This is a genomic window from Actinoplanes flavus, from assembly GCF_017592555.1.
GTDB classification, from domain to species: domain Bacteria; phylum Actinomycetota; class Actinomycetes; order Mycobacteriales; family Micromonosporaceae; genus Actinoplanes; species Actinoplanes flavus.
In genome coordinates this window covers 31,909-56,095 of the sequence record NZ_JAGFNS010000006.1, presented here as the reverse complement: position 1 = coordinate 56,095, position 24,187 = coordinate 31,909, and the positions used below count along the sequence as shown (strand labels likewise).

Annotated in this window: 19 protein-coding genes and 1 pseudogene; 4 read left to right on the top strand and 16 right to left on the bottom strand. The window is 69.6% G+C overall.

Translation table 11 applies throughout. The features are described 5' to 3' along the window. Positions 1–430: 430 nt before the first annotated feature. The 4 genes from J5X75_RS10700 to J5X75_RS10685 form a co-directional block, all read right to left on the bottom strand. Positions 431–1,426 carry a hypothetical protein gene (locus tag J5X75_RS10700; protein ID WP_208467196.1) on the bottom strand — a complete coding sequence of 332 codons (996 nt, stop codon included), beginning with the start codon at positions 1,424–1,426 and terminating at the stop codon, positions 431–433. Next, positions 1,413–1,796, bottom strand: a complete 384-nt coding sequence (locus tag J5X75_RS10695) for a hypothetical protein (RefSeq protein WP_208467195.1) — start codon at positions 1,794–1,796, stop codon at positions 1,413–1,415. The genes J5X75_RS10700 and J5X75_RS10695 overlap by 14 nt, the downstream gene beginning before the upstream one ends. A gap of 404 nt (positions 1,797–2,200) precedes the next feature. Next, complete coding sequence (locus tag J5X75_RS10690; RefSeq protein WP_208467194.1) at positions 2,201–2,992, bottom strand: DUF2637 domain-containing protein; 792 nt, start codon at positions 2,990–2,992, stop codon at positions 2,201–2,203. Next, positions 2,989–3,363, bottom strand: coding sequence for a hypothetical protein (locus tag J5X75_RS10685; RefSeq protein ID WP_208467193.1), 375 nt, complete (start codon positions 3,361–3,363; stop codon positions 2,989–2,991). The genes J5X75_RS10690 and J5X75_RS10685 overlap by 4 nt, the downstream gene beginning before the upstream one ends. A 146-nt stretch (positions 3,364–3,509) precedes the next feature. Here J5X75_RS10685 and J5X75_RS10680 point away from each other — a divergent pair, with 146 nt between their 5' ends. Further along, positions 3,510–4,079: a hypothetical protein gene (locus J5X75_RS10680; RefSeq protein ID WP_208467192.1), complete on the top strand. Its 570-nt coding sequence runs from the start codon at positions 3,510–3,512 to the stop codon at positions 4,077–4,079. Positions 4,080–4,121: 42 nt separating this feature from the next. Here the strand turns inward: J5X75_RS10680 and yicI are convergent, their stop codons facing one another. From yicI to J5X75_RS10650, 6 genes are all read right to left on the bottom strand, one after another. Continuing rightward, positions 4,122–6,380: an alpha-xylosidase gene (gene yicI, locus J5X75_RS10675; RefSeq protein WP_208467191.1), complete on the bottom strand. Its 2,259-nt coding sequence runs from the start codon at positions 6,378–6,380 to the stop codon at positions 4,122–4,124. 9 nt (positions 6,381–6,389) lie between these two features. Beyond that, the gene (locus tag J5X75_RS10670) at positions 6,390–7,277 is read right to left on the bottom strand and encodes a carbohydrate ABC transporter permease (RefSeq protein ID WP_208467190.1); all 888 of its coding nucleotides are present in this window, start codon (positions 7,275–7,277) and stop codon (positions 6,390–6,392) included. Beyond that, the gene (locus J5X75_RS10665) at positions 7,274–8,173 is read right to left on the bottom strand and encodes a carbohydrate ABC transporter permease (protein WP_208467189.1); all 900 of its coding nucleotides are present in this window, start codon (positions 8,171–8,173) and stop codon (positions 7,274–7,276) included. The genes J5X75_RS10670 and J5X75_RS10665 overlap by 4 nt, the downstream gene beginning before the upstream one ends. 60 nt (positions 8,174–8,233) lie before the next feature. Then, positions 8,234–9,544, bottom strand: a complete 1,311-nt coding sequence (locus J5X75_RS10660) for an extracellular solute-binding protein (protein ID WP_208467188.1) — start codon at positions 9,542–9,544, stop codon at positions 8,234–8,236. Positions 9,545–9,643: 99 nt separating this feature from the next. Then, positions 9,644–10,660, bottom strand: coding sequence for a LacI family DNA-binding transcriptional regulator (locus J5X75_RS45910; protein WP_208467187.1), 1,017 nt, complete (start codon positions 10,658–10,660; stop codon positions 9,644–9,646). Positions 10,661–10,750: 90 nt separating this feature from the next. Then, the gene (locus J5X75_RS10650; protein WP_208467186.1) at positions 10,751–13,657 is read right to left on the bottom strand and encodes a glycoside hydrolase family 3 protein; all 2,907 of its coding nucleotides are present in this window, start codon (positions 13,655–13,657) and stop codon (positions 10,751–10,753) included. Between the two features lie 205 nt (positions 13,658–13,862). On the opposite strand from J5X75_RS10650, the gene J5X75_RS10645 reads away from it, so the two are divergent. Further along, positions 13,863–15,215 (top strand): FAD-dependent oxidoreductase, encoded by a 1,353-nt coding sequence (locus J5X75_RS10645; protein WP_208467185.1) that lies wholly within the window; start codon positions 13,863–13,865, stop codon positions 15,213–15,215. 240 nt (positions 15,216–15,455) lie between these two features. Here J5X75_RS10645 and J5X75_RS44130 read toward each other — a convergent pair. Further along, positions 15,456–15,944 (bottom strand): annotated as a pseudogene (locus J5X75_RS44130) (DUF4037 domain-containing protein); the annotation flags it as partial. 137 nt (positions 15,945–16,081) lie between these two features. Then, complete coding sequence (locus J5X75_RS10640) at positions 16,082–16,690, bottom strand: CG0192-related protein (protein ID WP_208467184.1); 609 nt, start codon at positions 16,688–16,690, stop codon at positions 16,082–16,084. A gap of 19 nt (positions 16,691–16,709) precedes the next feature. On the opposite strand from J5X75_RS10640, the gene J5X75_RS10635 reads away from it, so the two are divergent. Next, entirely contained in the window at positions 16,710–17,642 is a 933-nt protein-coding gene (locus J5X75_RS10635) for a hypothetical protein (RefSeq protein ID WP_208467183.1), read from the top strand. On the opposite strand, the gene J5X75_RS10630 is transcribed toward J5X75_RS10635, so the two are convergent. The 3 genes from J5X75_RS10630 to J5X75_RS10620 all read right to left on the bottom strand — a co-directional run bounded on the left by J5X75_RS10630 (position 17,623) and on the right by J5X75_RS10620 (position 21,953). Next, positions 17,623–18,792, bottom strand: a complete 1,170-nt coding sequence (locus J5X75_RS10630) for a vWA domain-containing protein (protein WP_208467182.1) — start codon at positions 18,790–18,792, stop codon at positions 17,623–17,625. The two genes, J5X75_RS10635 and J5X75_RS10630, sit on opposite strands and share 20 nt — an antisense overlap. Beyond that, a complete protein-coding gene (locus tag J5X75_RS10625) occupies positions 18,789–20,084 on the bottom strand; it encodes an AAA family ATPase (protein ID WP_208467181.1) in 1,296 nt (431 codons plus the stop codon). Before J5X75_RS10625 ends, J5X75_RS10630 begins: the two co-directional genes overlap by 4 nt. A 753-nt stretch (positions 20,085–20,837) precedes the next feature. Continuing rightward, complete coding sequence (locus J5X75_RS10620) at positions 20,838–21,953, bottom strand: ornithine cyclodeaminase family protein (protein ID WP_208467180.1); 1,116 nt, start codon at positions 21,951–21,953, stop codon at positions 20,838–20,840. Positions 21,954–21,977: 24 nt separating this feature from the next. Here J5X75_RS10620 and J5X75_RS10615 point away from each other — a divergent pair, with 24 nt between their 5' ends. Further along, positions 21,978–22,739: a hypothetical protein gene (locus tag J5X75_RS10615; RefSeq protein ID WP_208467179.1), complete on the top strand. Its 762-nt coding sequence runs from the start codon at positions 21,978–21,980 to the stop codon at positions 22,737–22,739. Positions 22,740–23,017: 278 nt separating this feature from the next. Here the strand turns inward: J5X75_RS10615 and J5X75_RS10610 are convergent, their stop codons facing one another. Beyond that, positions 23,018–24,175, bottom strand: coding sequence for an acyl-CoA dehydrogenase family protein (locus tag J5X75_RS10610; protein ID WP_208467178.1), 1,158 nt, complete (start codon positions 24,173–24,175; stop codon positions 23,018–23,020). Positions 24,176–24,187 lie beyond the last annotated feature (12 nt).

Genomic DNA, 24,187 nt, shown 5'->3' with positions numbered 1-24,187 from the left:
CTTGCGCTTACCGCGCTGCGAGTGCAGGCGGGCGGCGGACCAGCGCGCTTATCAAGAAGATTGAAGGGTTCATAATCGAATGGCGGGGTTGTGCGGTTTTGGAGCCTGGATTGGCTGGTGGCCGAAAGGCTGAATCTCATGCCACCGATAACGCACGGCTGGTTGTGGATCGGCATGTCACTTGCCGTCCCTGACCTTGTAGAAGTAGGTCGCGTCGACGTCTCGGCTGCCTCGGTGGTCAGCAGGTAGAGGTGCCAACACCCGCCACCGCGTCGTAGGCAGAGTTGCCCCGGCGGCTTTTCCTGGTCATCCAGCTGAACAATCGTTGTTCCGCCTCGCTCAACGCGTTCTGATTGACGTTTCGAGGACAGATACTCTCGAGCCCTGACTGCCAGAGCGGCCGTTCGTGACAGCGGCGGAAGCCGCGAGCCTAGACAGTTTCCTTGATTTGAAGGACGGCGGGTCCGTTTGCGGTCGAAGCGACCAGTGCCTCGTAGTTCGCGTTGTGAGATTCGGATTCTCCTACGCCAAGCGATCTGTAATTCATCGTCATACCATATGTGCCCTTGACCCGGAGGATTCCGAACTTGGGGTCAAATGAGGCGCGGGCGGTCAGCAGCGGATCGCCCGCCAGCGCCCATTTGATTTTTTTGGCGTCTTCAGGCAACTGCCGGTCAGGGCACCCGGCGGGCATGGCTGAAGCTGTGCCGCTCACGCATCGAGTGAAGGCGGCATTCAACTTCGCCGCGACGGGCTCCCACGGTTGGTCGAGCGCTCGCTTCGCGACCTCGGGATCGCCTAACGCGGAGTGAGACTTGATCTCTTCGACATCAAGTTTGCCGTCCAGCCACTTGACCTTCGCCCAATACGTCATCAAATTCACCGCGCGTCGCGGTTGGTTAGCGACCATATAGTCGCCTGACACCACCATTGTCCCCAACATGTCAAAGCGACTGTCCGCCTCGCTGTAGCGAATCACGGCAGATTCAAGAGGGCTTCCATAGAATTCCCAGTGGACCTTGGATGGGGTGCCTAATGGTTCAATAACGGACTGCGGACAGTTTGCCGGACTTGCAGCGTCGGACTTTTCACAATTTGCAAGCCATTCACCCGCCGCTGCGACCACGGCTTTCTCGTCAGCGCCAGCTGGCCAAGGGTCGGATGTCGCCGGGAAGGGTTCACCTTGCCCGAAGATCATATAGCCAATAGCAGCCACAGCTGCGAGCGCTATACCGCCGCTACCGGTGGCTACCGCCGCCCCGCTACCAGAACTCGACTCCGCCGCTTCCCCAGCATCCTGTGCCGCATCAGGGCCAGTGCCGTAGTGGTGATGATTGATCGTTTTTCGGGCATCGACATTCCCCGCGACATTGTACTGAGTCTCTCCGGCTCCAGTCTGATTGATCACAGGGTTATCGTCCGCCATGCTCATCGCCTTCTCGGGCGATGAAGTTCCCTGCAATGTTGTACTGGTTTTGGCCGAAGCCGATTTGGTTCACGACTGGGCCGGTCCCGCCGGACTGCACAACATCACCCGGCTGATGTGGATCTTGAATTTTTGCACCCTGGCCAGCTCCGCCGGACCCACGTAGCACCAAGATCACTCCCATAATCGCGACTGGCAGCGCCATGATGTTCGCCCATGCTGCAGCTCCGTCAAGGCTCCCGCTAAGAGCCATTACCAGGGAAGCTACGATGATCAAGATTAGGGCGGAGGCTACATAGAGTCGTTTGGGCACGACGTCCATAATGAGTGAGCCAGGCAATACACGGAAGTCATGGATGTGATTGTCCATGATCTGTCACCCCGGCCCAGCGCTCTTTGATCATCGCGTGGGCTGGCTTGATCTCAAAGATCATCGCGGTGGGTGTGACCCTTGGCGTTCCAGAACAAAACCTCCGAGTGCTGCAGGTCGCAGCGCTTAAAACTCGATGGCAGGTACTCAACGGATTGACTCTCATGGCGGCCCGCGCGCTTGCCGTGGGCGCCGGCGGCTGACCGAAGGCAGCCTGTGGGAATAATAATCGGTCGGCCCCGCCGACTGCCTCAAGATTTTTGATTACCCACCGATATGCCCGCTTCGTCACCGGCGAGGAATGAAGCAGGGCAGAGCGACGTCCCAAAGGAAGCGGGCCGAAAGCGTTGAATGAATCGCGGTGGTCTCGCTGGCTGAACTTCAAGAGCGTCTTGTGATCGCTGCTATTGACCGATTCCTTGCTGCTCCGGTTTGACCGGTGTTTCGGCGATTATTTTTAGCAGTGCCGACGCGCGGGCGTTGGAAACCGCACACCCGTCGGCGCGCAGTTGGCTAGCCAGAGCTTCCCGGGTCAGCTTCGTACCCGACTCGACAAGCGTCCGTCGTGCGGAGCGGGCCGCAGGCAGTAGCGCAGCGACATCCGCAGCAACAGTTGCTGCCGATGGTGGGTGCCCGATCGCCGATGGGGTTGGCAGGCTGCCCGTCGGACCGGTTGCCTCCATAGCGAGCAGCTTGTCGCTGTCGTCGTCCCCTGGCTGTTCGGACACGGGGACGATGTTCGGTGAGTCGACTGTGCCCGTCCCCTCGTCCTGGACCGTCCTGGACGCGCCTTCCTCGTCCCGGTGGGGTAGCGGATGGTCGAGTAGGCCGGAGAGAAGTTTGACCGCTACGAGCATTGCCAAGGCGGGCCAGCCTGACACCGCGCGGCCGATCCAGTCAGAGCCGCCGACGGCGATGTTCGCGGCGAGACTCGCAGCGGTGCCGGCGACCAGGGCTGTCCACGGCAGCCAGCCGGAGCGGCGCCCGGCTCGTTTGTCGGCCAACAGCACGAGCGAGGCCACGATATCGATGCCGTCAACCGAGAGCGGGAACATGTGCGCCCGCCATCCGGTCTCGCCATGCAGTTGGGCGAGATGCTTCATGTGGCTGTAGGAGATGGCTCCCGAGATGCCGGCGAGCCCTACGACGGCCACCCCAGCCATGCTTCGGATCATGGTGTCCAAGCGGCTGCTCATCGCTCCACCTCCCAGTCCGCAACCGCGCTGGCGACCAGTTCAGAGAGCGCGGCGAGGATCGGCGCGGCAGACTCGGCCGGTATCGACGCCACCTCTTCGCCGTCCGCCATAATCCGCAGGAAGGTCGCGCATCGCCACGGGGCGATTGCTTCGGTCAGGAACGCTTCGATGCGATCCGGTGTCGGCCACACGGCGGGCCGTACCGCCAGCGGCAGATCGGCCGATCGGTGTTCCCCACCGACGCCGGATCGGTAGCCGTCGGCCTGTGTGGACGGCTCGGCGGTGCACCGGGACGGGTCGCACCAGGCGGGATGCTGCTGGTCAGGGGCCGTTTTGGCGGTGGGTGACAAATCTTGGCGGTTTTCGCTCATTGACTACTCTCGACGGGCATCCGAGAGACCCGACCCGATCTTCCTGGCTGCGCACCGGCACCTTCGCCGAGGAGGAGGCTCGCCGGCGGACCGCCAACTTCCTCTGCACGACAACCGGTGACATCGGCGAACACCTCCTGGACGGGTTGACGACGTCGTCGTCGGCCTGGCATCTCAACAATTTCGTCGCATTGCCCGGCAGCGGACTCCAGTCACCGTTGCGCGCGATGGTGCGACTGTGGACCGAGCCGTCGATCGAGGCCTACCAGCGATACGTCGAGATCGCGACGGCGGAGGCGCCGGAGTGGGCGGAACACATCCAGATGAACTGTGCCGCAGTGGTCCTCGAGCGGATGGCAGCGAACCCGATAGAGCCGAGCGTGGCCGCCGAGTTACTGGAGCGGCTCCGGAAAAGTTTCAGCGGCAGGCTCGGCAACGGGTTCATCCAGTGCGGGCTGAGCCACCTGGGCCGGGATTCCGCTGCGGATCCCCGCCTCGCCGAGATCCTGAGCTCGACGCTGCACCGCTTCCCCGTCATGCACGACGCCGTCCCGGCTGCCGATGCGCTGGCCAGGCTGCACGAACTCGGGCTGCCGGTGCCCGTCATGGTGGATTTCCGGAAGCCAGGACTGTTCGACATCTTCCTCGATCTCATCGCGGACGAACGACCCGATCTCGTGCAACGGATCGCGCCACTGCGGCCGAAGAACGAATGACCGGCACCGCGGGTGGGCGGCGCCGGCCATCCCCCGGCGCTGCTAGCCCAGGGTGAGGGTGCAGCTGTCCTGGTCGGCGGTCAGGGTGGTGACCTGGTCGCCGAGCTGGACCTGCCACGGGAGGGCGTCGCCCATCCGGCCCACGACGATCTCCGAGCCGGACCGGGCGACGGTGAAGACCGTGTCGGCGCCGGCCGGACCGGGGACCACCACCGCGGTGCGGCCCTCGGCCGGCTCGAACAGGCGCAGCGTCACGCCGTCGCGGTAGTCGTAGTCGGGCCGGTCCCGGCGGGCGCCGACCGGGACGACCGCTCCCGGGCGGACCAGCAGCGGCGCGCTGTCGAAACCGTGGATCTCGCGCACCCAGCGGGGTCCCTCGACGACGTCGGCGTTGCCGGTCGACGGGACGTAGCGGGTCCACCGGCCCTCGGGGACGTAGTAGGACACCTCTCCCCCGGCCGAGAAGACCGGCGCGACCAGCAGGTCCGCGCCGAGCATGTACTGCCGGTCCAGGTAGGTGGCGGCCGGGTCGCCGGGGAACGCGACCGGCATCGGGCGCATCACCGGCAGGCCGGTCAGGTGGGCCTCCCGGGCGGCGCCGTAGATGTACGGCATGAGCCGGTACTTGAGGTGGGTGAAGTGCCGCAGCACGTCCACCGACTCCTCGTCGAAGAGCCACGGCACCCGGTAGGAGGAGCTGCCGTGCAGCCGGCTGTGTGACGACAGCAGACCGAACGCGACCCACCGCTTGAACACGGCCGGGTCGGGCATGCCCTCGAAGCCGCCGATGTCGTGGCTCCAGAATCCGAAGCCGGACGACATGAGCGACAGTCCGCCGCGCAGGCTCTCCGCCATCGACTCGAAGGTGCTGGAGTTGTCGCCGCCCCAGTGCACCGGGAACTGCTGGCCGCCGACGGTCGCCGACCGGGCGAACAGCACCGCCTCGCCCTCTCCGCGAGCCGAGCGCAGCACCTCGAAGACGACCTCGTTGTAGAGCTGCGTGTAGTAATTGTGCATCCGCTCCGGGTCGGAACCGTCGTGCCACACCACGTCGGTGGGCACCCGCTCGCCGAAGTCGGATTTGAAGGCGTCCACACCCATGTCGGCGAGGGCGCGCAGCTTCCCGGCGTACCACTCGCGGGCGGCGGGGTTGGTGAAGTCGACCAGGGCCATGCCGGCCTGCCACAGGTCCCACTGGAAGACGTCGCCGTTGGCGCGCTTGACCAGGTAACCGTTGGCGGCGCCTTCGGCGAACAGCGGCGAGCGCTGGGCGATGTACGGGTTGATCCACAGGCAGGTTCTGAGGCCCCGGTCGGCGAGGCGTTTGAGCATGCCGGGCGGGTCGGGGAAGACCCGGGGGTCCCACTCGAAGTCGCACCAGTTGAACTCGCGCATCCAGAAGCAGTCGAAGTGGAAGACCGACAGCGGCAGGTCCCGGTCGGCCATGCCGCCGACGAACTTGTTGACCGTCTCCTCGTCGTAGTCGGTGGTGAACGAGGTGGTCAGCCACAGGCCGAAGGACCAGGCCGGCGGCAGTGCGGGCCGGCCGGTCAGCGCCGTGTACTTGCGGATGATGTCGGCCGGGGTGGGGCCGTAGACGACCAGGTAGGACAGGCTCTGCCCGGCGACGCTGAACTGGGTGCGGGTGACCATCTCGGAGGCGACCTCGAAGGACACCTTGCCGGGGTGGTCGACGAGGACGCCGTACCCGCCGTTGGTGAGGTAGAACGGGACGTTCTTGTACGCCTGCTCGCTGCTGGTGCCGCCGTCCTCGTTCCAGATGTCGACGGTCTGGCCGTTCTTGATCAGCGGGCCGAACCGTTCGCCCAGGCCGTAGACGACGTGCCCCACACCGAGGTCGAGCTGCTCGTGGACGTAGTCGCCGTCGGGGCCGGAGACGACGCCCATGCCCTTCCAGCCGCTGCCGGTGAGACGCCGCCCGTCGGCGAGGAAGTCGAGTCCCCAGTTGTCGCCGTCGTTGAACCGTACGGTCAGCGCGCCGGAGGTGAGCGAGAGCCGGTCCACCGACACATCGCCTGACGCCTCATTAATAGTGAAATTTGGCGTTCGGGAACGCTCTCCCTGGAAGTGCGACACCGTCACCCGGATGACGTCGGGGGCGGGCGCGGTGCAGGTGACGGTGATGAGGGCGGAGTTGAGCGTGTCACCGCGGTGATGGATCGGCCGGGTCGCCGCCCAGACGGTCAGCGAGTCCGGCGCGGTCGCCGAGTCCTGGAGATGGGCCGGGTGCAGGACGGTCAGCCCGCCACGCTTGCGCCAATAGCCATCGGTGAACTTCATGAAGATCCTTTACTTGATGGCGCCGGCGGCGATGCCGCGCGTGAGGGTCCGCTGGAAGATCAGGAAGAAGAGGATCGCCGGGAGGATGCCGATCAGGGCCGAGGCGCTCGTCGTGGTGGCGTCCATCATGCGGTCGCCCTGGAGGACGCCGAGGGCCACCGGGACGGTCTGGTTGTCGTTGGACACCAGGAAGATCAGCGGCAGGAAGAACTCGTTCCAGGTCCAGATGAAGAAGAAGGTGAACAGGACCGCCAGGGTCGGCCCGCTGACCGGGACCACCACCCGCCACAGGGTCCGCCACTTCCCGGCGCCGTCGACGGCGGCGGCGTCCAGCAGTTCCCGGGGGAACTCGGCGTAGACCGAGGTGAGCAGGTAGGTACCGAAGGCGCTCTGGATGACCGTGAAGATGACGACGATCGCGATCAGGCTGTCGTAGAGGCCGGCCTCCTTGGCGATGAAGTAGAGCGGGTAGACGAGCACCTCCTGCGGCAGCAGGTTGGCGACCAGGAAGAACACCAGGAACCAGACCCGGCCCTTCACCCGGCCGATGCCCAGCGCGTACGCGTTGAGGATCGACAGGACGACGCCGAACACCGACACCGCCAGCGCCGTGATGAAGCTGTTCCAGAGTTTCCGGCCGAAGTTCACCCGGTTCCAGAAGTCGACGATGCCGTCCCAGTAGAGATCCGCCGGAAGCGACAGCGGACCGTTGGCGGCGTAGTCGGCCGGGCTCTTGAACGCGTTGACCGCGACCGCGAGCATCGGCCCGACCAGCAGCAGAAGCAGCACCAGCAGGGCCGCCAGGACGACGAACCGAACCGGGTCGCGGTGCTTCACCGCCTCGGAAGACCCGGCCTCTTCGGTACGGGCGGGAGCCTTCTCGGTAGCAAGTGTCATCGCAGCTCCTCCGACCGGTGCTGGAGTCGCAGGAACAGGAAGGCGAGGATCACGATCAGTACGGTCAGCACCGTGGAGATCGCCGACCCGTAGCCGACCCGGGCCTTCTCGAAGTAGTTCTCGTAGGCGAAGTACGACGGCACCATGGTGCTGTTGGCCGGACCGCCCTTGGTCAGCACGAACACCTGCGCGAAGATCTTGAGCGCCGCGATCGTGGTGGTCACCAGCACGACGTAGAACTCGGGCCGGATCATGTGCACCGTGATCTTGCGGAACCGCTGCCACCACGTCGCGCCGTCCAGGTCGGCGGCCTCGTAGAGCGACGGGTCGATCCGGGAGAGCCCGGACATGAACATGACGATCGGGTAGCCGAGCTGGAACCAGATCATCACCGCCATCACGCTGTAGAGCGCGTAGTCCTCGTCGCCGAGCCAGTTCTTCGCCAGGCCCTCCAGGCCCACCGTGTCGAGGATCTGGTTGAGCGCGCCGTAGCCGGGATGCAGGATCCAGGTCCAGACGATGCCGGTGACCGCGACCGGCAGCACCTGCGGCAGGTAGTAGCCGGACCGGAACAGACCGGCCCACCGGTCGCCGAAGTGCTTGGCGACGTAGTCGAACAGGACCGCGGCCAGCACCAGCCCGAGCAGCGTCGGCACCACCGCCATCGCGATCACGAGCAGCGCGATGTTGCCGAACGACTGCCAGAACAGGGTGTCCTCGACGAGCCGGCGGTAGTTCTCGAGGCCGGCCCACCGGGGATCGCCGACACCGGTCCATTTGGTGAAGCTGTAGTAGACCGTCATCACCAGCGGCACGACGATCACGCCCAGCGAGGCCAGCACACCGGGAATCAGATAGACCGCGTATCCGCGGTTCTTGGTAACGCTACCGGCCATGCCGGGCCCCCTTTCCGCGGCGCGGGCGGCACCGGCCGCCCACGCCGCGCTCACGCAAGATCACTTGCCGAGATCGGCCAGGTTCTCGTGGTACGGCTTGGCGATCTCGTCGAGGAAGGCGTCCGGGGTCTTCGAGCCGTTGATCAGGCCCTGCACACCGGCGACCAGCACGTCGTAGTAGCCGGGAGCCGGCCAGTCCGGGTAGAAGGCGAGGCCGTCGCTGGTCGAGATCTTGTTGAAGGTCTCGACGAGCTCCTTGTTCTTCGGGTCGGTGATCTGCGCCGGGTCGGCCGCCACCGGGACACCGCCGCTGTTGCCGAGCAGCGCCTGGACCTCGGGCGACATGGTGATGTCGATGAAGTCGTACGCCAGCGACTTGGCCTTGCTCTTCTCCGGCACCACCCACAGGTTGCCGCTGGAGCCCGGGTGCAGGGTGTTACCCGGGAAGAGGAAGGTGCCCCACTCGAAGTCCTTGATGTCGTCGGCGAACCGGCCGTACCACCAGGAACCGGAGATCAGGATCGGGAACTTGCCCTGCGTGAAGGAGACGCCCATGTCCTCGGCCTTGATGCCGGCCGCGTCCTTGCCGATGTAGCCCTTGGACACCCAGTCGGTGAAGGTCTGCGCGCCGTACGTCAGCTGCGGGCCCTTGAAGTCGACCTTGTTCTTGTAGAGCTGGTAGTCGTCGACGAAGGCCCGGTCGGACTTGGCCAGCGCGAGCTCGTAGAAGATCTGCTGGGCGGGGTATTCCGCGCCGCCGACGGCCAGCGGGGTCACCTTGTTCGCCACGAACGTGTCCATGACCTTGGTGAACTCGTCGAGCGTGGCGGGAACGGCCAGCTTGTACTGGTCGAACATCTTCTTGTTGTAGTAGACGGTGACGAACTCGCCGTAGTTGGGCACGCCGAAGACCTTGCCGCTGCCCATGATGCCGTCGTCGTCGTACTTCGCCGTGGTCTGCAGGCTGGCACTCAGTTTCTTGTCCCAGCCGCGCTTGGTGAACTCGTCCGAGATGTCGGTGAGCAGGCCCTGCTTGGAGAGCAGGCCGGCGGTCGCGTTGCCCTTGTTGTACTCCATGATGTCGGGCGCGCTGTCGGAGTTGAGGATCATCTGGGCGTTCTGCTGGATCTGCTCGAAGCCCTTCTCCTCGAACTTCACCTCGACGCCCGGATGGCTCGACTTGAACAGCTCGATCGCCTTGTTCCAGGCGACGCCCATGGCGCTGTCCGGCGCCTCGTAGTGCCAGAGGGTGAGGACCTTCGCGTCGGCGCCCTCCTCCGAACCTCCGTCGTCGCCACCGCACGCGGCGAGGCCGAGGGACGCTGCCAGCAACAATGCACCGGCGGCGAGGCCGGATCGTGATCGGAACATAGCCGTCCTCCCAGGGGGACTGATCAGGGAAGCGAAATTTCGTCGAAGCGCTTCGACGATGGGCTCTGAGCAGACGCTAGGGAACGAGCGCCATTCATGTCAACGGTGTGAAGCGGAGATTTCGCGGCAGCTGTCCCGCTCGACCAGACGCGGCTCGAGCAGGCGGGTGTACTCCACGCGACGGCCGTCCAGCAGCCGCATCACGGTCTCCACGGCGAGCGTGCCGACGTCGTGGGCCGGGATGTCGATCGAGGTCAGGTTGACCGGCATCGCCGTCGCCACGTCCCGCGGGCAGATCGCCACGATGGAGACGTCCTCCGGCACCCGGCGGCCGGTGGCGTGCAGCAGGTCGAGCAGGGGCCGCAGCGCCTCCTCGTTGTGCACCACCAGCGCGGTCAGCCCGGACAGTTCGGCGTCCAGGTCGGCCATGCAGGAGCGGACGCCCTCGGCGCCCGGCTCGCACGGGTGGGTCACGGTCTGCAGGCCCAGGTCGACCGAGGCCTCCAGGAAGCCGGTGAGGAAGCGGTCGGCGTACGTCGTCTGCCGCTTGTACACCGCCGGGGACGGGCCGACCAGGCCGATCCGGCGGTGGCCGTGCCCGGCCAGGTGGGCGAGCGCCGCCCGGGCCGCGGCGCCGAAGTCGAGGTCGACGCAGGCGATGCCGGTGTGGTCGGCGGGCAGGCCGATCAGCACCGACGGCTGCTTGAGTTTGCGCAGCGCCGGGATACGCAGGTCGTCGCGTTCCAGGTCCATCAGTATCAACGCGTCGACCATGGTGCTGTGCGCGACGCGTTCCAGCCCGGCGGTGCCCTCGTCCTTGGTCAGCAGCAGCACGTCGTGGTTGTACGACCGGGCGGCCGTCACCACGGCGGTGGCGAACTGCATGATGACCGGCACGTTCACGTCCACGCGCAGCGGCGCCACCAGGGCGATCACGTTGGTCTTGCTGCTGGCCAGGGCGCGCGCCCCGGCGTGCGGGTGGAAGCCGAGCTCGGCGATCGCCGCCTGCACCCGGGCGCGGGTCTCGGCCGAGATCGGGCGGCGGCCGCTCAGCACGTACGACACCGTGCTGGGCGAGACCCCGGCCGCCTTGGCGACGTCGTTGATCGTCGGCACTGAGCCTCCCCAAGTCGCCACGGCCTTCCCCTTTCGTCGATCCTAGGAGAACGGCGGGGGTGCACACGATGGGGTGCACCCCCGCCGCCGTCATCCGATGCTGAACGTGGCCAGCCGGAGCCCGGGACTGAGAACCAGGTAGACGTCCTGCCGGCCGGAGAACCGGGCCAGCGTGCCGGTCACGGTCGCGTACCGGTAGACGTCACCGGTGTCGGCGAGCGCCGCCGTGCCGAGCAGGCGGCCGGTGGCCGAGCCGAGGCGTACCTCGATCGTCCCGGTCCCGGCGGCGCGAGCGGTGAGGGTGGTCCCACCGCGCGGCGCGGCGTCCTCGAACGCGATCCAGTCACCGGCGGCCGAGGCCCCGACCACGGTGCCGCTCGCCTTGCTCTCGTCGAGGAGCTTGATCCCGGCGTACGCGTCGAAGGTCTCCGCCCTGGTCGGGACGGAGAGATCACGGGCCGGGACGGTCTCGCCCTTGACCGCGAGGGTCGCCCGCTGCCGGATGTCACTCGACGACGAGCCGAGCAGGACGTCGTGCACCGAGGTCTCGACCACCCAGCGCTGCCGGGTCTGGTCCCAGCGGGCCAGGTCGGAGGGTTTCAGGTCGAACGTGACGGTGGTCGACTGCCCGGCCGCGAGCGAGACCTTGCGGAACCCGCGGAGCTGCTTGTTGGCGGTCTCGTCCCGGGAGGTGCGCTGGTGGGTGTAGAGCTGGACCACCTCGGCACCAGCCCGCTTGCCGGCGTTGGTGACGGTCACGCTGACCCGGCCGTTCCTCACGACCGGAACGCCGTACCGGAAGGTCGTGTACGAGAGCCCGTGCCCGAACGCGTAGAGCGGCTTGTCCTCGCTGTACAGGTACGTCTGGTCGGTGTCGATGATGTCGTACCGGAACAGGTCGTCCGGCAGCTGCGCGGTCGACGCGTACCAGGTCTGGGTGAGCTTGCCGGACGGGTTGACGTCGCCGTAGAGCACGTCGGCGACCGCGTGCCCGGTCTCGGCCCCGGCGTGCGTGGTCCAGAGGATGCCGGGCACGTGCCGCTGCGCCCAGGTGATCGTCTGCGGGTAGCTGCTCTGGAGCACCACGACGGTCCGCGGGTTGGCCGCCCGGACCGCCTTGATCAGGGCCTCCTGGCGGGCGCCCAGATCGGTGGAGACCCGGTCGTGCGCCTCACGGCCGGCCACGAACGGGTCGGTGCCGACCACGACCACCGCGGTCTGCGCCTTCCGTGCCTGCGCGGCGGCCTCGGCCACCCCGTCGACCAGCAGCTCGCGGGTGAACTTGGCGGCCCCGGCGGCGGTGGCCGAACCCAGGGTCAGGTTGCCGTCCGCGCCGATCGTGACGTAGTGCTCCTTCTGGAACCAGGGCTCCTGCGTCTCGTAGCCGGCGTAGTGCAGCACCACCGTGCCGTCCGGCTGCTCCTCCACCTTGAACTGCTGCTGCACGAACCAGCCGGTGGGCTCGTCGGCGTTCGCCACGAACGGGCCCCAGCCGTAGGTGACCAGCTTGCCGTTGGCCACGTTGCGCAGGGTGGACACCCCGTCGCCCCAGTCCACGCTGTCGAACTGGGCGGCCGGGCCGGACTCCGCCGCGGTGCCGAGCACGGCGCCGTCCAGCGCGGCGACGTACCGGCCGGTGGCGACGTCCTTGAGGGCGATCCGGTCGGTGCCGGTGCTGGTGGCCACCGACGAGGCGCGTTCGGTGACGCCGTCGAGGACGCTGACCCGGTACGGGAGCTGTCCCCCGTACCAGTCGCTGTAAAGTTTGTCGGCCGTCGGACCGACCACCGCGACCGAGCCGCCCGCCTTGAGCGGCAGGATGCCGTTGTTCTTCAGCAGCACCGACGCCTCGCCGGCGGTCTCCCGGGCGAGCGCGCGATGGGCCGGGCTGTCGATCACGGCCGGGGTGATGCCCGCGTAGGGCCCGCCATCCGGGTCGAACTCGCCGAGCCGGAAACGGATGCTCAGCGCGTTGCCGGCCGCGGCGTCGATGTCGGACTCGGCGAGCAGGCCCTGGGCGAGCGCCTCCTTGATCGCGGTGACCGTGGGCGCGCCGTTGGCGTCGTTGACCGTGAAGCTGTCCAGCCCGGCCCTGACGGTGGCGGCGTTCGCCTCGGCCTGGGTCACGAAGTAGGCCTGCGAGCCGGTCAGGTTGGTCGGCGCCCACGCGTCGCTGACGTTGAACAGCCTGCGCTCGCTCCAGTCGCGCAGCAGCGTGCCGAGGTCCGGGTCGACGGTCGCCGGCCGGCCGTTGATCAGGTTGTAGGAGGCCATCACCCCGGTCGCGGCCCCGTTGCGCAGCGCGATCTCGAAGGGCTTCCGGTCGTACTCGTTGAGCACCCGCTGCGGCACGTTCGACGAGGTGCGGTCGCGCAGCGTCTCGTTGTTGTAGGCGGCGTAGTGCTTCAGCGTGGGCGCGACCTTGAGGTGGTCCGGGTCGTCGCCCTGGAGGCCCTCGCCGTACGCGGTGGCGATCGCGCCGGACAGCAGCGGATCCTCGGAGTAGCCCTCCTCGTTGCGGCCCCAGCGCGGATCGCGCAGCAGGTTGACCACCGGCGCCCAGGCGTTCAGGCCCCAGACCACCGGATCCTGCGCGTGGAAACCGCGCAGCTCGTCGCCGACCGCTGAGCCGACCCGCTCGATCAGCTCCGGGTCCCACGTGCTGGCCAGGCCCACGGCCTGCGGGAACACCGTGGCCGTGGCGTCGATCTTGGCGGAGTTGGCGCGGTGGTCGTTGGACCAGGCGACCCCGTGCAGGGCCTCGGTGCCGGTCTTGAACAGTCCGATGCCGAGCCGTGGGATGGCCGGCTGGTACTGGTGCAGCAGGGAGATCTTCTCGTCCAGGGTGAGCCGGCCGACCAGGTCGTCGACGCGGGCCGCGAGCGGCAGGGAGGGGTCACGGAACGGATAGGCGGGGTCGGCGTGCGCCGCTCCCGGCGCCAGTGGCACGACCAGCAGAGCGGCGGCGAGCGCGGTCAGGCCGCGTCGGAAACGCATGGCGGTCTCCCTTTTAAAAGGCACGGCTGATAACCCGTCCGCGCGGATATCCGATTTCTCAATAATCGGTCGAAGCGCTTCGACGGGCGGTCGGATGAATGCGACGGTGGTTCCGGGGTACGGTGAGGTCACCATAGATCCCGGCTGATGCGCCGGGCAACCGCGGCCCGTAGCTTTCCGGAAATCGGCCGGTGACACGGGCAGAATGGGTGTCGTGCGACTCATTGTCATCGGCGGCGACGCGGCCGGCATGTCCGCCGCGTCCCAGGCCCGCCGCCGCCGCGGGCCGGACGACCTGGAGATCCTCGCCTTCGAGCGCGGTGACTACACATCGTATTCGGCGTGCGGGATCCCGTACTGGGTCGGCGACGTCGTCGACGGCCCGGAGGCGCTCATCGCCCGCCGGCCCGAACGGTTCCGCCAGGACCGGATCGAGGTCCGCACCCGGCACGAGGTCACCGGCATCGACCTGGACCGGCGCACGGTGACCGTGCGGGCCGGCGACCGCGTCGTCGACGAGGGGTTCGACCAGCTCGTCTACGCGGCCGGCGCCACCCCGGTCCGTCCACCGTGGGCCGAGACCCCGGCCGGCGGGGTCTTCGGTGTGCAGACGCTCGGTGACGGGGCCGCCCTGCGGGACTGGCTGGCGCCCGGCCGCACGACGGCGGTCGTCGTCGGCGGCGGCTACATCGGCGTCGAGATGGCCGAGGCCCTGGTCCGCCGCGGGCTCACCGTCACCCTGGTGGAGAAGGCGCCGCAGCCGATGTCCACCGTCGACCCGGACATGGGTGCGCTGGTCGCCGAGGCGGTGCGCGGGCTCGGCATCGATCTGCGTACCGGGGTGACGGTCAGCGCGCTGGAGACCGACGGCGACCGGGTCCGGGCCGTGGTCACCGACGCCGGGACGATCCCCGCCGACGTGGTGGTGCTCGGCCTCGGCGTACGCCCGAACACCGCCCTCGCCCAGGCCGCCGGCCTGCCCCTCGGCCCGACCGGCGGCCTCGTCACCGACCTGCGGCAACAGGTCGCCGACGGGATCTGGGCGGCCGGCGACTGCACCCAGGTCCTGCACCGGGTCAGCGGCCGGCCCGCGCACGTGCCGCTCGGCACGCACGCCAACAAGCAGGGCCGGGTGGCCGGCATCAACATCGGCGGCGGCTACGCGACGTTCCCCGGCGTCATCGGCACCGCGATCACCAAGATCTGCGACCTCGAGGTGGCACGGACCGGCCTGTCCTCACGGGAGGCCGACGCCGCCGGGTTCCGCTACGTCACGGCCACCATCGAGTCCACCAACCGGGCCGGCTACTTCCCCGGCGCGGTGCCGATGACCGTCAAGGTGCTCGCCGAACGCGGCACCGGCATGCTCCTCGGCGCCCAGATCGTCGGCCGCGCCGAAGCCGCCAAACGCATCGACGCCTTCGCGGTCGCCGTCTGGAACCGGATGACCGTCACCGAGATGACCGCCCTCGACCTCGGTTACGCCCCGCCCTACGCCCCCGTCTGGGACCCGATCCTGATCGCCGCCCGCAAGGCCGGCGACGCGCTCTCCGCCTGAAGACCCGTTTCCGGTACGGACGACGCCGCCCCGCCGGGGAGTGACCTGGTAGCGGATCTCCTCGTCGGCGCCCGCCCCGGGCAGGTGCTCGGCGACCAGCGCCAGAGTCTCCATGATCAGCGCGTCGGCGGCCGGGACCGCGCTCGCCGGGGTGGCGGTCAGCACCGCTTCCAGGCGGGCCGGCAGGGCGGCCGGGGCCAGGACCAGCCCTTCGGCCAGCTCCCGCACCCACTTGAAGCCCAGATGCGGGAACCAGACCCGGTTCAGGCCGAGGAGCACGAGCAGCACGTTGCGGACGGTGTCCACCCGGTCCTGGGCGAGCGGCAGCACGTCGCCGCGGGCCAGCAGTTTGGCGCGCTGCCAGGCCGACCGGAACTCCAGGTGGGCGCGGACCATGGCCAGCCCGAGCGCCTCCGGGTACTCCTCGGTGCGGGCCAGCCAGCCGGACACCACGCCGGTGTCGTGCCGGACCACGGCGTGCCGGATCAGCGCGATCAGGTCCTGCTTCGTCAGGTCCGGGTCGTGCCGTTCGGTGACGTCGGCGATCCAGGCACCGGTGGCCGCGACCGTACGGTGGCTGACCTGGATCTCCACCCCGTCGACCAGCACGTCCTCGGACCATTCGGCGTTGTCCGGGTCGTAGCCGTGCAAGGCGGTCACCTCTCCCCCGCCGGCCGCGGCCACCGCCCGCCGCGCCTGCTCGCCCGGCTCGCCGTCCCAGAACACCATGAGCTCGACATCCGACCAGCGGTCCGCGAGGCCACGCGCCACCGAGCCGGTGAGCAGCGTCGCGCGTACCCCGGAAAGGGCCGGAAAGCCGGCGGCGAACCGCTCGCCGACACCCCGCAGACGGCTGGTTTCGTCGGTCATCGAGTGGTCAGCGCGGCGAGGACGGCCGGGGCGCCGTCGCCGTCCCAGGCGCCGGTCAGTGTCGCGCCCGGCAGGCCCTCGCCGAGCCGCCGGGCCACCGTCAGCTCGTGCGTCGCGGACCGGATGACCACCGGGTCGTCGCCGGCCACCTCGGTGACGTCGCCGAAGGCGGCTGCGCCGGCGCCGGAGCCGCGCAGCGCCAGATCCGGGTCGCGGGGGACGCGGACGCCGTCGGCCTCCACCTCCTCGGCCGCCTCCCGCCCGGCGGAACGGATCGTCTCGGCGAGCTGCGCCAGGTAGACCGGGTCGCCGACCGCGTCGTAGACCCAGCGGGTGCCGAGGACCGAATGTTCGGTGGTGCCGATGAGGAAGTCCTCGGCGCCGGCCAGCGGGGCGCCCCGGTAGGTGAGGGGCACGTGCAGCAGCGGCCCGGCCCCGGCCCGAATGATGATCGTCTCGATGCCGACCTCCCCGGCCGGGTCGTCGAACCGGGCCGCCGCGACCCGCTCCACCGGTTCGTCACCGCCCCACGATCGGCCGGGCAGCCAGCCGGCGAGCAGTTCGAGCTTGGTGGGAACGATCGTCGCCTTGTGCAGAAGAGCCATGCCCGGCAGCCTATGCCTCGTGGACCAGCCGCTGGACCGCATGATCCGGGCGACCCTACCGTACCGGCGGGAGCGGGCCGCCCACCTCGGCTGGGGCCTGAACCTGGACGAGCCCGAGCGGATGCGCGGCGAGCTGGTGCTGCTCCTCGGGCGCTGGGATCCCGGCCGGCTCCGCGACCTCCTCACCTCGATCAGGATGCTCACCCCCGCCCGGACCCCGCTGGGCGGCGCCATGAACCCACTGTGGGAGATCATCGACCACCTGTGGCGGCTCGGCCTGCCGCCCACCGAGTTCGAGTCGTGGCTGCGCTGGGTGTACGGCGGCAACCTCGCCGAGATGACCGAGCACTGGTGGATGCCGCACCTGCGCCTGCTCCACCCGGACGGCACGGCGGCCCGGGAGGCGGCCCGGGCGCTCGGGATCACCGAACCCGCCGACCGTCTCGTCTACCGATGGGTGGAGCGGACGTGGCGACCCCCACTGTTCCCGGTTCAGCACCTGATCCCCCGGGACATGTCGCACCTGACCGCGCTCTTCGCCGACGATCCACTGCCGATCACCCCGGGCATCTCGTACGAGGTGGCGGCGCTGCTCGCCCACGGCTGGACGCCCGAACAGGTCCGGCGGGAAGCGCGGACCGGGCCACCGCACGGCCTCGACGGCATGTACCGCAGACTGGTCGCGCTGCGCTACATCCCGGCGCGGGCGTTCGACGGCTGGCGGGACGTGCTGACCCCGGCCGGCGCGTCCGCCCACGAACGGCTGCGACGGCTCTACGCCGCCCCGGCGCTGCGGCAGCTCGTCGCCGTCTGGGAGGCCACCCGGATCCCGGCCGTGCTCCAGCCGTGGTGCGCCGGCGCCGGCCTCACCCCGGAGGAAGCCGTCGAGATGAACGCGCGCGGCGCCCTCGACCTGGAGACACTGCGGACGCTCACCGCGCTCCATCGATGACGATCTCGTGCATCCACTCCGGCACGCCCGGCCGCGGCCCGTCCACGAGCAGCGCCACGTACCGGGCGCGCGGATTGGCCGGTGGCGGCCCGCCCGGCCACGGCGTGTCGCCGTCGGTGGCGATCACCACCAGGTCGGCGCGGGGACGCGACCCGGCGGCGGCCGCGATACCCACCCGCATGTCGGTGCCGCCGCCACCGGTCAGCACCACGTCGCCGACCGAGCGGACCCGTCGCGGCGGCCCGGCGCCGGCGTCGCAGCAGATCACCCGTACGGCGACGCCGCGCAGCGCCCCGGTGATCCCGCGCAGCTCGGCGAGCGCCCGCCCGAGCCGGGCCGCGGACATCGAACCGGAGGTGTCGACGACCAGATCCAGCCGGAACGTGCGAGGCGCGCGCAGGGCCGGCAGCACGATGCCCGGAGTCGCGGCGGCACGACGGGCGACCCGGCCGAACGTGTAGTCGCTCGCCCCCGCCACGGTGGCCCGGGACCGCCGGACCACACTGCGCAGCTCGCGCCGCCAGTCCACCCGCGGACTGAGGGTCTCGTCGGCGAACCGTCGCAGGGCGGCCGGGGCGTCACCGGCCGCACGGATGTCCTCGGCGACCCGCCGCCGGATGAGCACCGCCCGGCCGTCGTCCACCCCACCGCCCGGCTCCTCCCACGGCCGGGGCGGGCCGCCGGCGCCCGAGCCGCAGTCGTCCGGGTCCGGCGTGCTCCCCCGGCTCAACAGGCGGTAGAGCTGCTCGGTGAGCATGCCCGGCTCAGCGCCCGGGACGTCCTCCCAGTGGACGCCGCGTACCGGCAGCTCGAACCCGGCCTGCCGCAACGACTCGTTGATCACCGCGTCGCCGGCGGCGTTCCACAGCGGGTGCCGCTCGGCCGGCTCGGCCAGGGCGGCCCAGCGGGCGGCGTGGTCGTGCAGCAGGTGACCGGCCTCGTGCAGCCACACGGCGGCGGCCTCGTCGACGGACAGGGTGGCGACGAAGGCGGGGTTGGCGTACATCCGCCAGCCCGCGTCGACCGCGCTCGTCGGCACCGCCGTGGTGAGCGCCGGGGTCATCGCGAACAGGGCCACACGCAGGTACGGCATCCGTTCCGCGGCCACCGCCCGGCCCGCCGCCAGCCGCAGCCGCACGTCCACGGTCATGTCCGCCCGAGCTCCCGCAGTATCGGGGCCAGCGCGCGGGTCTGCGCGGGGCTCGGCAGCGACCCGGGTGGGCGGATCCCGGGGCTGGCCCAGTTTCGCGCGAACAGATAGGCGATATCGGCCAGCCCGGCGTCGGCGATCCGCGCCAGCACCGTGCCGCACGCCGTCCAGCGGTCCGGGGTGGGGTCGGCGGCCATCGCGGCATAGACCGCGCCCGCCGTCGCGAACACCTGGTCGCCGCGGCTCACCGGCACCGTCCACGACTCCGGATCGGCGAGCAGCTCCTCCGGCTCGGGCAGGTCCAGATGCCGGGCGAACTCCAGGAACTCGCCCGCCGCCGGCCCGCCGACCGCCCCGGCGGCCAGCAGCAGCCGCACGCTGTCGTCACAGCCGGACGCGGCCGCCGTGCCGTACAGGATTGCCACCATCTCCCACGTCCGCGGCGTCGGGAAGGCGCGCCCGGCCTGCTCGGACGAGCCCGGCATCCGGGTGGTCAGCTCGGGCCGGACCCGCAGGAACGCGGCCACCAGCGTCTTGGCGTGCACGATCGCCCGCGGCACGGCGGCCGGCTCGGCGGACGGCACCGGAACCGTGGGCCAGCCGACCGTGAACCCGTCGCGCACCACGTCAGCGGGCAGCGACCACTCCAGGTGCAGCATCCGGTTGGCCAGCGGCGGCGCGAGATCCCAGCCGTCGGCGGCGATCTCCGGCGGGTTCGCGGCGGCCACACTGAGCGTGCCGTCCGGCAGTTTCAGATCACCCACCCAGCCGGTCAGAATCGGTCGCAGCAGCGCCGCCTGCACCGCCGGCGGCGTAGTGCTGATCTCGTCGTAGAACACGACGCTCGACCGCCCCTGAGCCGCCCGGTCGACGACCCGTTTCGCCCAGTCCGGTGGCAACTTGCGGGCCGTCCCGGTGACCGGATCGATCGCCGGGATCCCCCCGAAGTCCGACGGCTCGTGCAGCGAGGCGATCACCGTCTCGACATGCACCCCCAGCGCCGCGCCCAGCGACTCGATCACGCTGGACTTGCCCTGCCCCGGCGCTCCCCAGAGGATCACCGGCACACGCGCGGCCAGCGCCACCCCGAGCGCCGTGATCGTGTCCTGATAGCGCTGTTTCACTCCGTCCAAAGTAGCCCCCGCCCGCTGCACCCCTCCTGGCCGGCTCTCAGCACCGTCCCGGAGCCGCCGCACCAGCACCAGCACCAGCACCAGCACCAGCACCAGCACCAGCACCAGCACCAGCACCAGCACCAGCACCAGCACCAGCACCAGCACCAGCACCAGCACAACAAGACCAGCCGAACAAGACCAGCCGGACAAGACCAGCCACAGGCCACGGCCACCCGAAACCAGACACGCCACCCCGACACCCCAGCCGGCGCAATCTTGAACGATCGACCACCGCCTCCGGTGGCCAAACGATCAAGATCGAGTAGGCACGCCACGCACCAGAAACCTGCCCATACCGCAGTCCCTCCGACTGACCCCACGCTGCCTCGGAGACGCCCCACCAGCACCCACGACCAGCCGTACAAAACCCGCCACAGGCCACGGCCACCCGAACCAGACACGCCACCCCGACACCCCAGCCGGCGCAATCTTGAACGATCGACCACCGCCTCCGGTGGCCAAACGATCAAGATCGAGTAGGCACGCCACGCACCAGAAACCTGCCCATACCGCAGTCCCTCCGACTGACCCCACGCTGCCTCGGAGACGCCCCACCAGCACCCACGACCAGCCGTACAAAACCCGCCACAGGCCACGGCCACCCGAACCAGACACGCCACCCCGACACCCCAGCCGGCGCAATCTTGAACGATCGACCACCGCCTCCGGTGGCCAAACGATCAAGATCGAGTAGGCACGCCACGCACCAGAAACCTGCCCATACCGCAGTCCTTCCGACTGGCCCAGCGCTGCCTCGGAGACGCCGAAACAGCACGCCCGGCCGGCCGCGGCTGGCTGTCAGGGCTGTGTCGAGGCGCTTGAGACAGCGCTCATGGCCCGCTGGGGCAAGGTCAGCTGGGGAGGACGGGTTCAGAAGGTGACGTGGGAGCCGCGGCCGGTGGTCAGGGCCTGTTCGTAGAGGTGACGGGCGACCACGACGTCCTCCACCGCCAGGCCCAGGGACTTGAAGACGGTTATCTCGTCGGGGCGGGTGCGGCCGGGGACGCGGCCGGTGAGGATCTCGCCGAGTTCGCCGTGTACGTGGCCGGGGCCGATCAGACCGGTCTCGGCAGCTCGCCGATAGTCGCCCGACTCGTTGAGCAGTGACTCCCGGCGGTCGGCGACGAGTGTGGCGGCGGCCAGCAGGTGTGGATCGATTTCGGCGGCCGTGGGGATCGACGAGCCGACCGCGTTGACGTGTGTGCCCGGGGATACCCACTCTGCGAACAGCACCGGATCGGCCGACGTGGTGGCGGTGACGATGACGTCGGCGCCACGCGCAGCCGCGGCGGGATCGGTGAAGGCGCGGACCACGGGGCGGCCTGCCGCGGCATCCGAAACGCCCGCGTCGGCGTCGCGAGAGGCGGCAGAGGCAGCGGCGGAGCATTCGGCGGCGGCAGAGGCTGTGGCGGAGCTTTCGAAGACGGCAGAGGCTGTGGCGGAGCTTTCGGAGGAGGAGGAGGAACCTTCGGCGGCGGCGAAGTGGTCGGCGGAGGTGGGGGTGCGGCCGACGATGCGGATCTCGGTGAAGGGGCGTAGGGGGCGGAGGGCGTGCAGGTGGGACCGGGCCTGGACGCCGGTGCCGAAGATGGTCAGGATCCGGGCCTCCGGGCGGGCCAGCAGGTCGGTGGCCAGGGCGGACACCGCGGCGGTGCGGATCTCGGTGACGGCCGAGGCGTTGATCACGGCGAGCGGTTCGCCGGAGTCCGGGTCGAACAGGGTGACGACGCCCTGGTGGGCGTCCTTGCCTGCGCGTGGGTTGCCGGGGAAGACGCACACCGATTTCATGCCGAACGCCGGGCGCGGGCCGTGCAGGTGGGTGGTCATCAGGGCGATCAGGCCGTCCAGCGCGGGCGGGCGGACCACTGTGCGCAGCGGCAGGAACACGTGGCCGTCGGCGAGCGCCACGAGGGCCTCGCGCATGAGGTCGCGGCACACCGCCGGGGTCAACAGGGCGTGCACGTCGGCGGCGGAGAGCACGATCATGCCGCTCACCCTAGAGTGCGAACCATGCGGCATCCGGTGGTGTGGGCGGTTCCGGCCGGGGTGCTGCTCGCGCTGGTGTTGATGCCGGTCAACGACGGCTTCTACATCGGGTTCGTCAACTATGACCCGCAGGGGGACGAGCAGCAGTGGGAGTGGCGCTACGTCACCGAGGTGATGCGGCGGACCTCCGGGGTGCTCGCCGGGCACATGCTCGCCCTGGTCGCCGGGGCGCTGATCGGGCGGCGGCACCGGCTCCCGGTCGCGCTGGGTGTCGCGGCCGCGACGGGCATGGCGCTCGGGTCGGCGGTGATGGTGACGGCCTGGGCGGCCGGTGGGGAACGGCTGAGGGCCGGTACCGACGGCCGGGTGCTGTGGGAGCCGGCCGTGCTGGAGAGCCCGCCCTACTGGGCGCTGCTCCTGGCGTTCCCCCTGTATGCACTGCTGGGTGCCGGCCTGTCCCGGCTGCTGCCGCGACGGCCGGGGGTGGTGGTGACGATCCTGCTGGTGGCCGCCTGGCTGGTGGTCACCGCGGCCGGCCTGTCGCAGGACGACGAGGGGAGCATCCCGGTGACGCTGCTGTGGCTGGTCCCGCCGCTGGCCGCGGCCACCGCGATCGCCTCGGCGGGCCGGTCGCTGGACGTCTGGCCGCCCTATCCGACGACGCCGGCCGGCGACTGGGGCGAGCAGGCGGCGATCGCCCTGGCCGGCGGCCTGACCGTCTACCTGGTGGCGGTCACCGCCGCCACGCGATGGAAACGGAGACGGCCACCGCCGGCACGCGGTTGAGACGGAGACGGTCCCGCTGCCGCTCGGCCGAGACGGCGACGATCGCCGCCGGGCGATGGGACGGCGACGGTGTGCCGCCGCGCGATGGGGAGGGGGACGGTCGCCGCTGTCTCGCCGTTGAGGTGGCGGTTACCGCGGGACGGCTTTTTGGCCGGACCACCGCTTCGGCCCGGCGGCCGCGCCGCGGCCTGGAGTGGGCAGCGGCCGGGCGGAACCGGTGGGACGGGGTGGATTGGTCGGTTGACTGTCCACCCCGTACCCCGACATGGTGTTGATCTTTAAAGGCCCATGTCCTTGGCGATGATCATCTTCATCACCTCGGACGTGCCGCCGTAGATCCGGTTGACCCGGTTGTCGGCGTAGAGGCGGGCGATCGGGTACTCGTTGATGAAGCCGTAGCCGCCGTGCAGCTGCAGGCAGCGGTCGATGACCCGGTGCGCCACCTCGGTGCAGAACAGCTTCGCCGACGCCGCCTCCGCCGCGGTCAGCTCGCCCGCGTCGAGCGCCTCCAGGGCGCGGTCGGCGACGGCCTGTGCGGCGTCCACCTCGGCCTGGCAGGCGGCCAGCTCGAACTTGGTGTTCTGGAAGCCGGCGACCGCCTGCCCGAAGACCTTGCGGTCCCGCACGTACTGGGTGGCGAACCGGACCGCGGCGGCGGCCTGCGCGTACGCCCCGTAGGCGATGCTGAGGCGCTCCTTCGGCAGGTTCTTGCCGAGGTAGTAGAAGCCCTTGTTCTCCTCGCCGAGCCGGTCGCCGACCGGAACCCGCACGTCGACGAAGGCCAGCTCCGCGGTGTCCGAGGTACGCAGGCCGAGCTTGTCCAGCTTGCGGCCGACCGAGTAGCCGGGCAGCGTCGTGTCGACGTTCAGCAGGGTGATGCCGTAGCGGCGGTCGTCGGGCTTCGGCGGCGAGGTACGGGCGCAGACGATCACCCGGTCGGCGAGGACACCACCGGTGATGAAGGTCTTCGCGCCGTTGAGCAGGTAGTGCGTGCCGTCCTCGGACAGTTTCGCCGTCGTGCTCATGCCGGCCAGGTCGCTGCCGGTGCCCGGCTCCGTCATAGCCAGCGCGTACATCGTGTCGCCGGAGACGAAGTCGGGCAGCCAGCGCCGCTTCTGCTCCTCGGTGCCGAGGTCCAGCAGGTAGGGCAGGCCGAGCGCCACGTGTGCCCCGGCCGCGCCGAACGAGACGCCGGCGCGCATGGTCTCCTCGGTCTGGATGGCGGCGAACTTGAAGCTGTCGATGCCGGCGCCGCCGTACTCCTCCGGCACCTCGATGCCGAACAGGCCGAGCTCGGCCAGTTGCTTGTAGAAGTCCCGCGGGACCTGGCCGTCGACGAACCACTGGTCGTAGCGGGGCACGACCTCGGTCTCGATGAAGTCGCGCAGGGTCTGCCGGAACGCTTCGTGGTCCTCGTTGAAGACGGTACGACGCATGGATAAATCCTT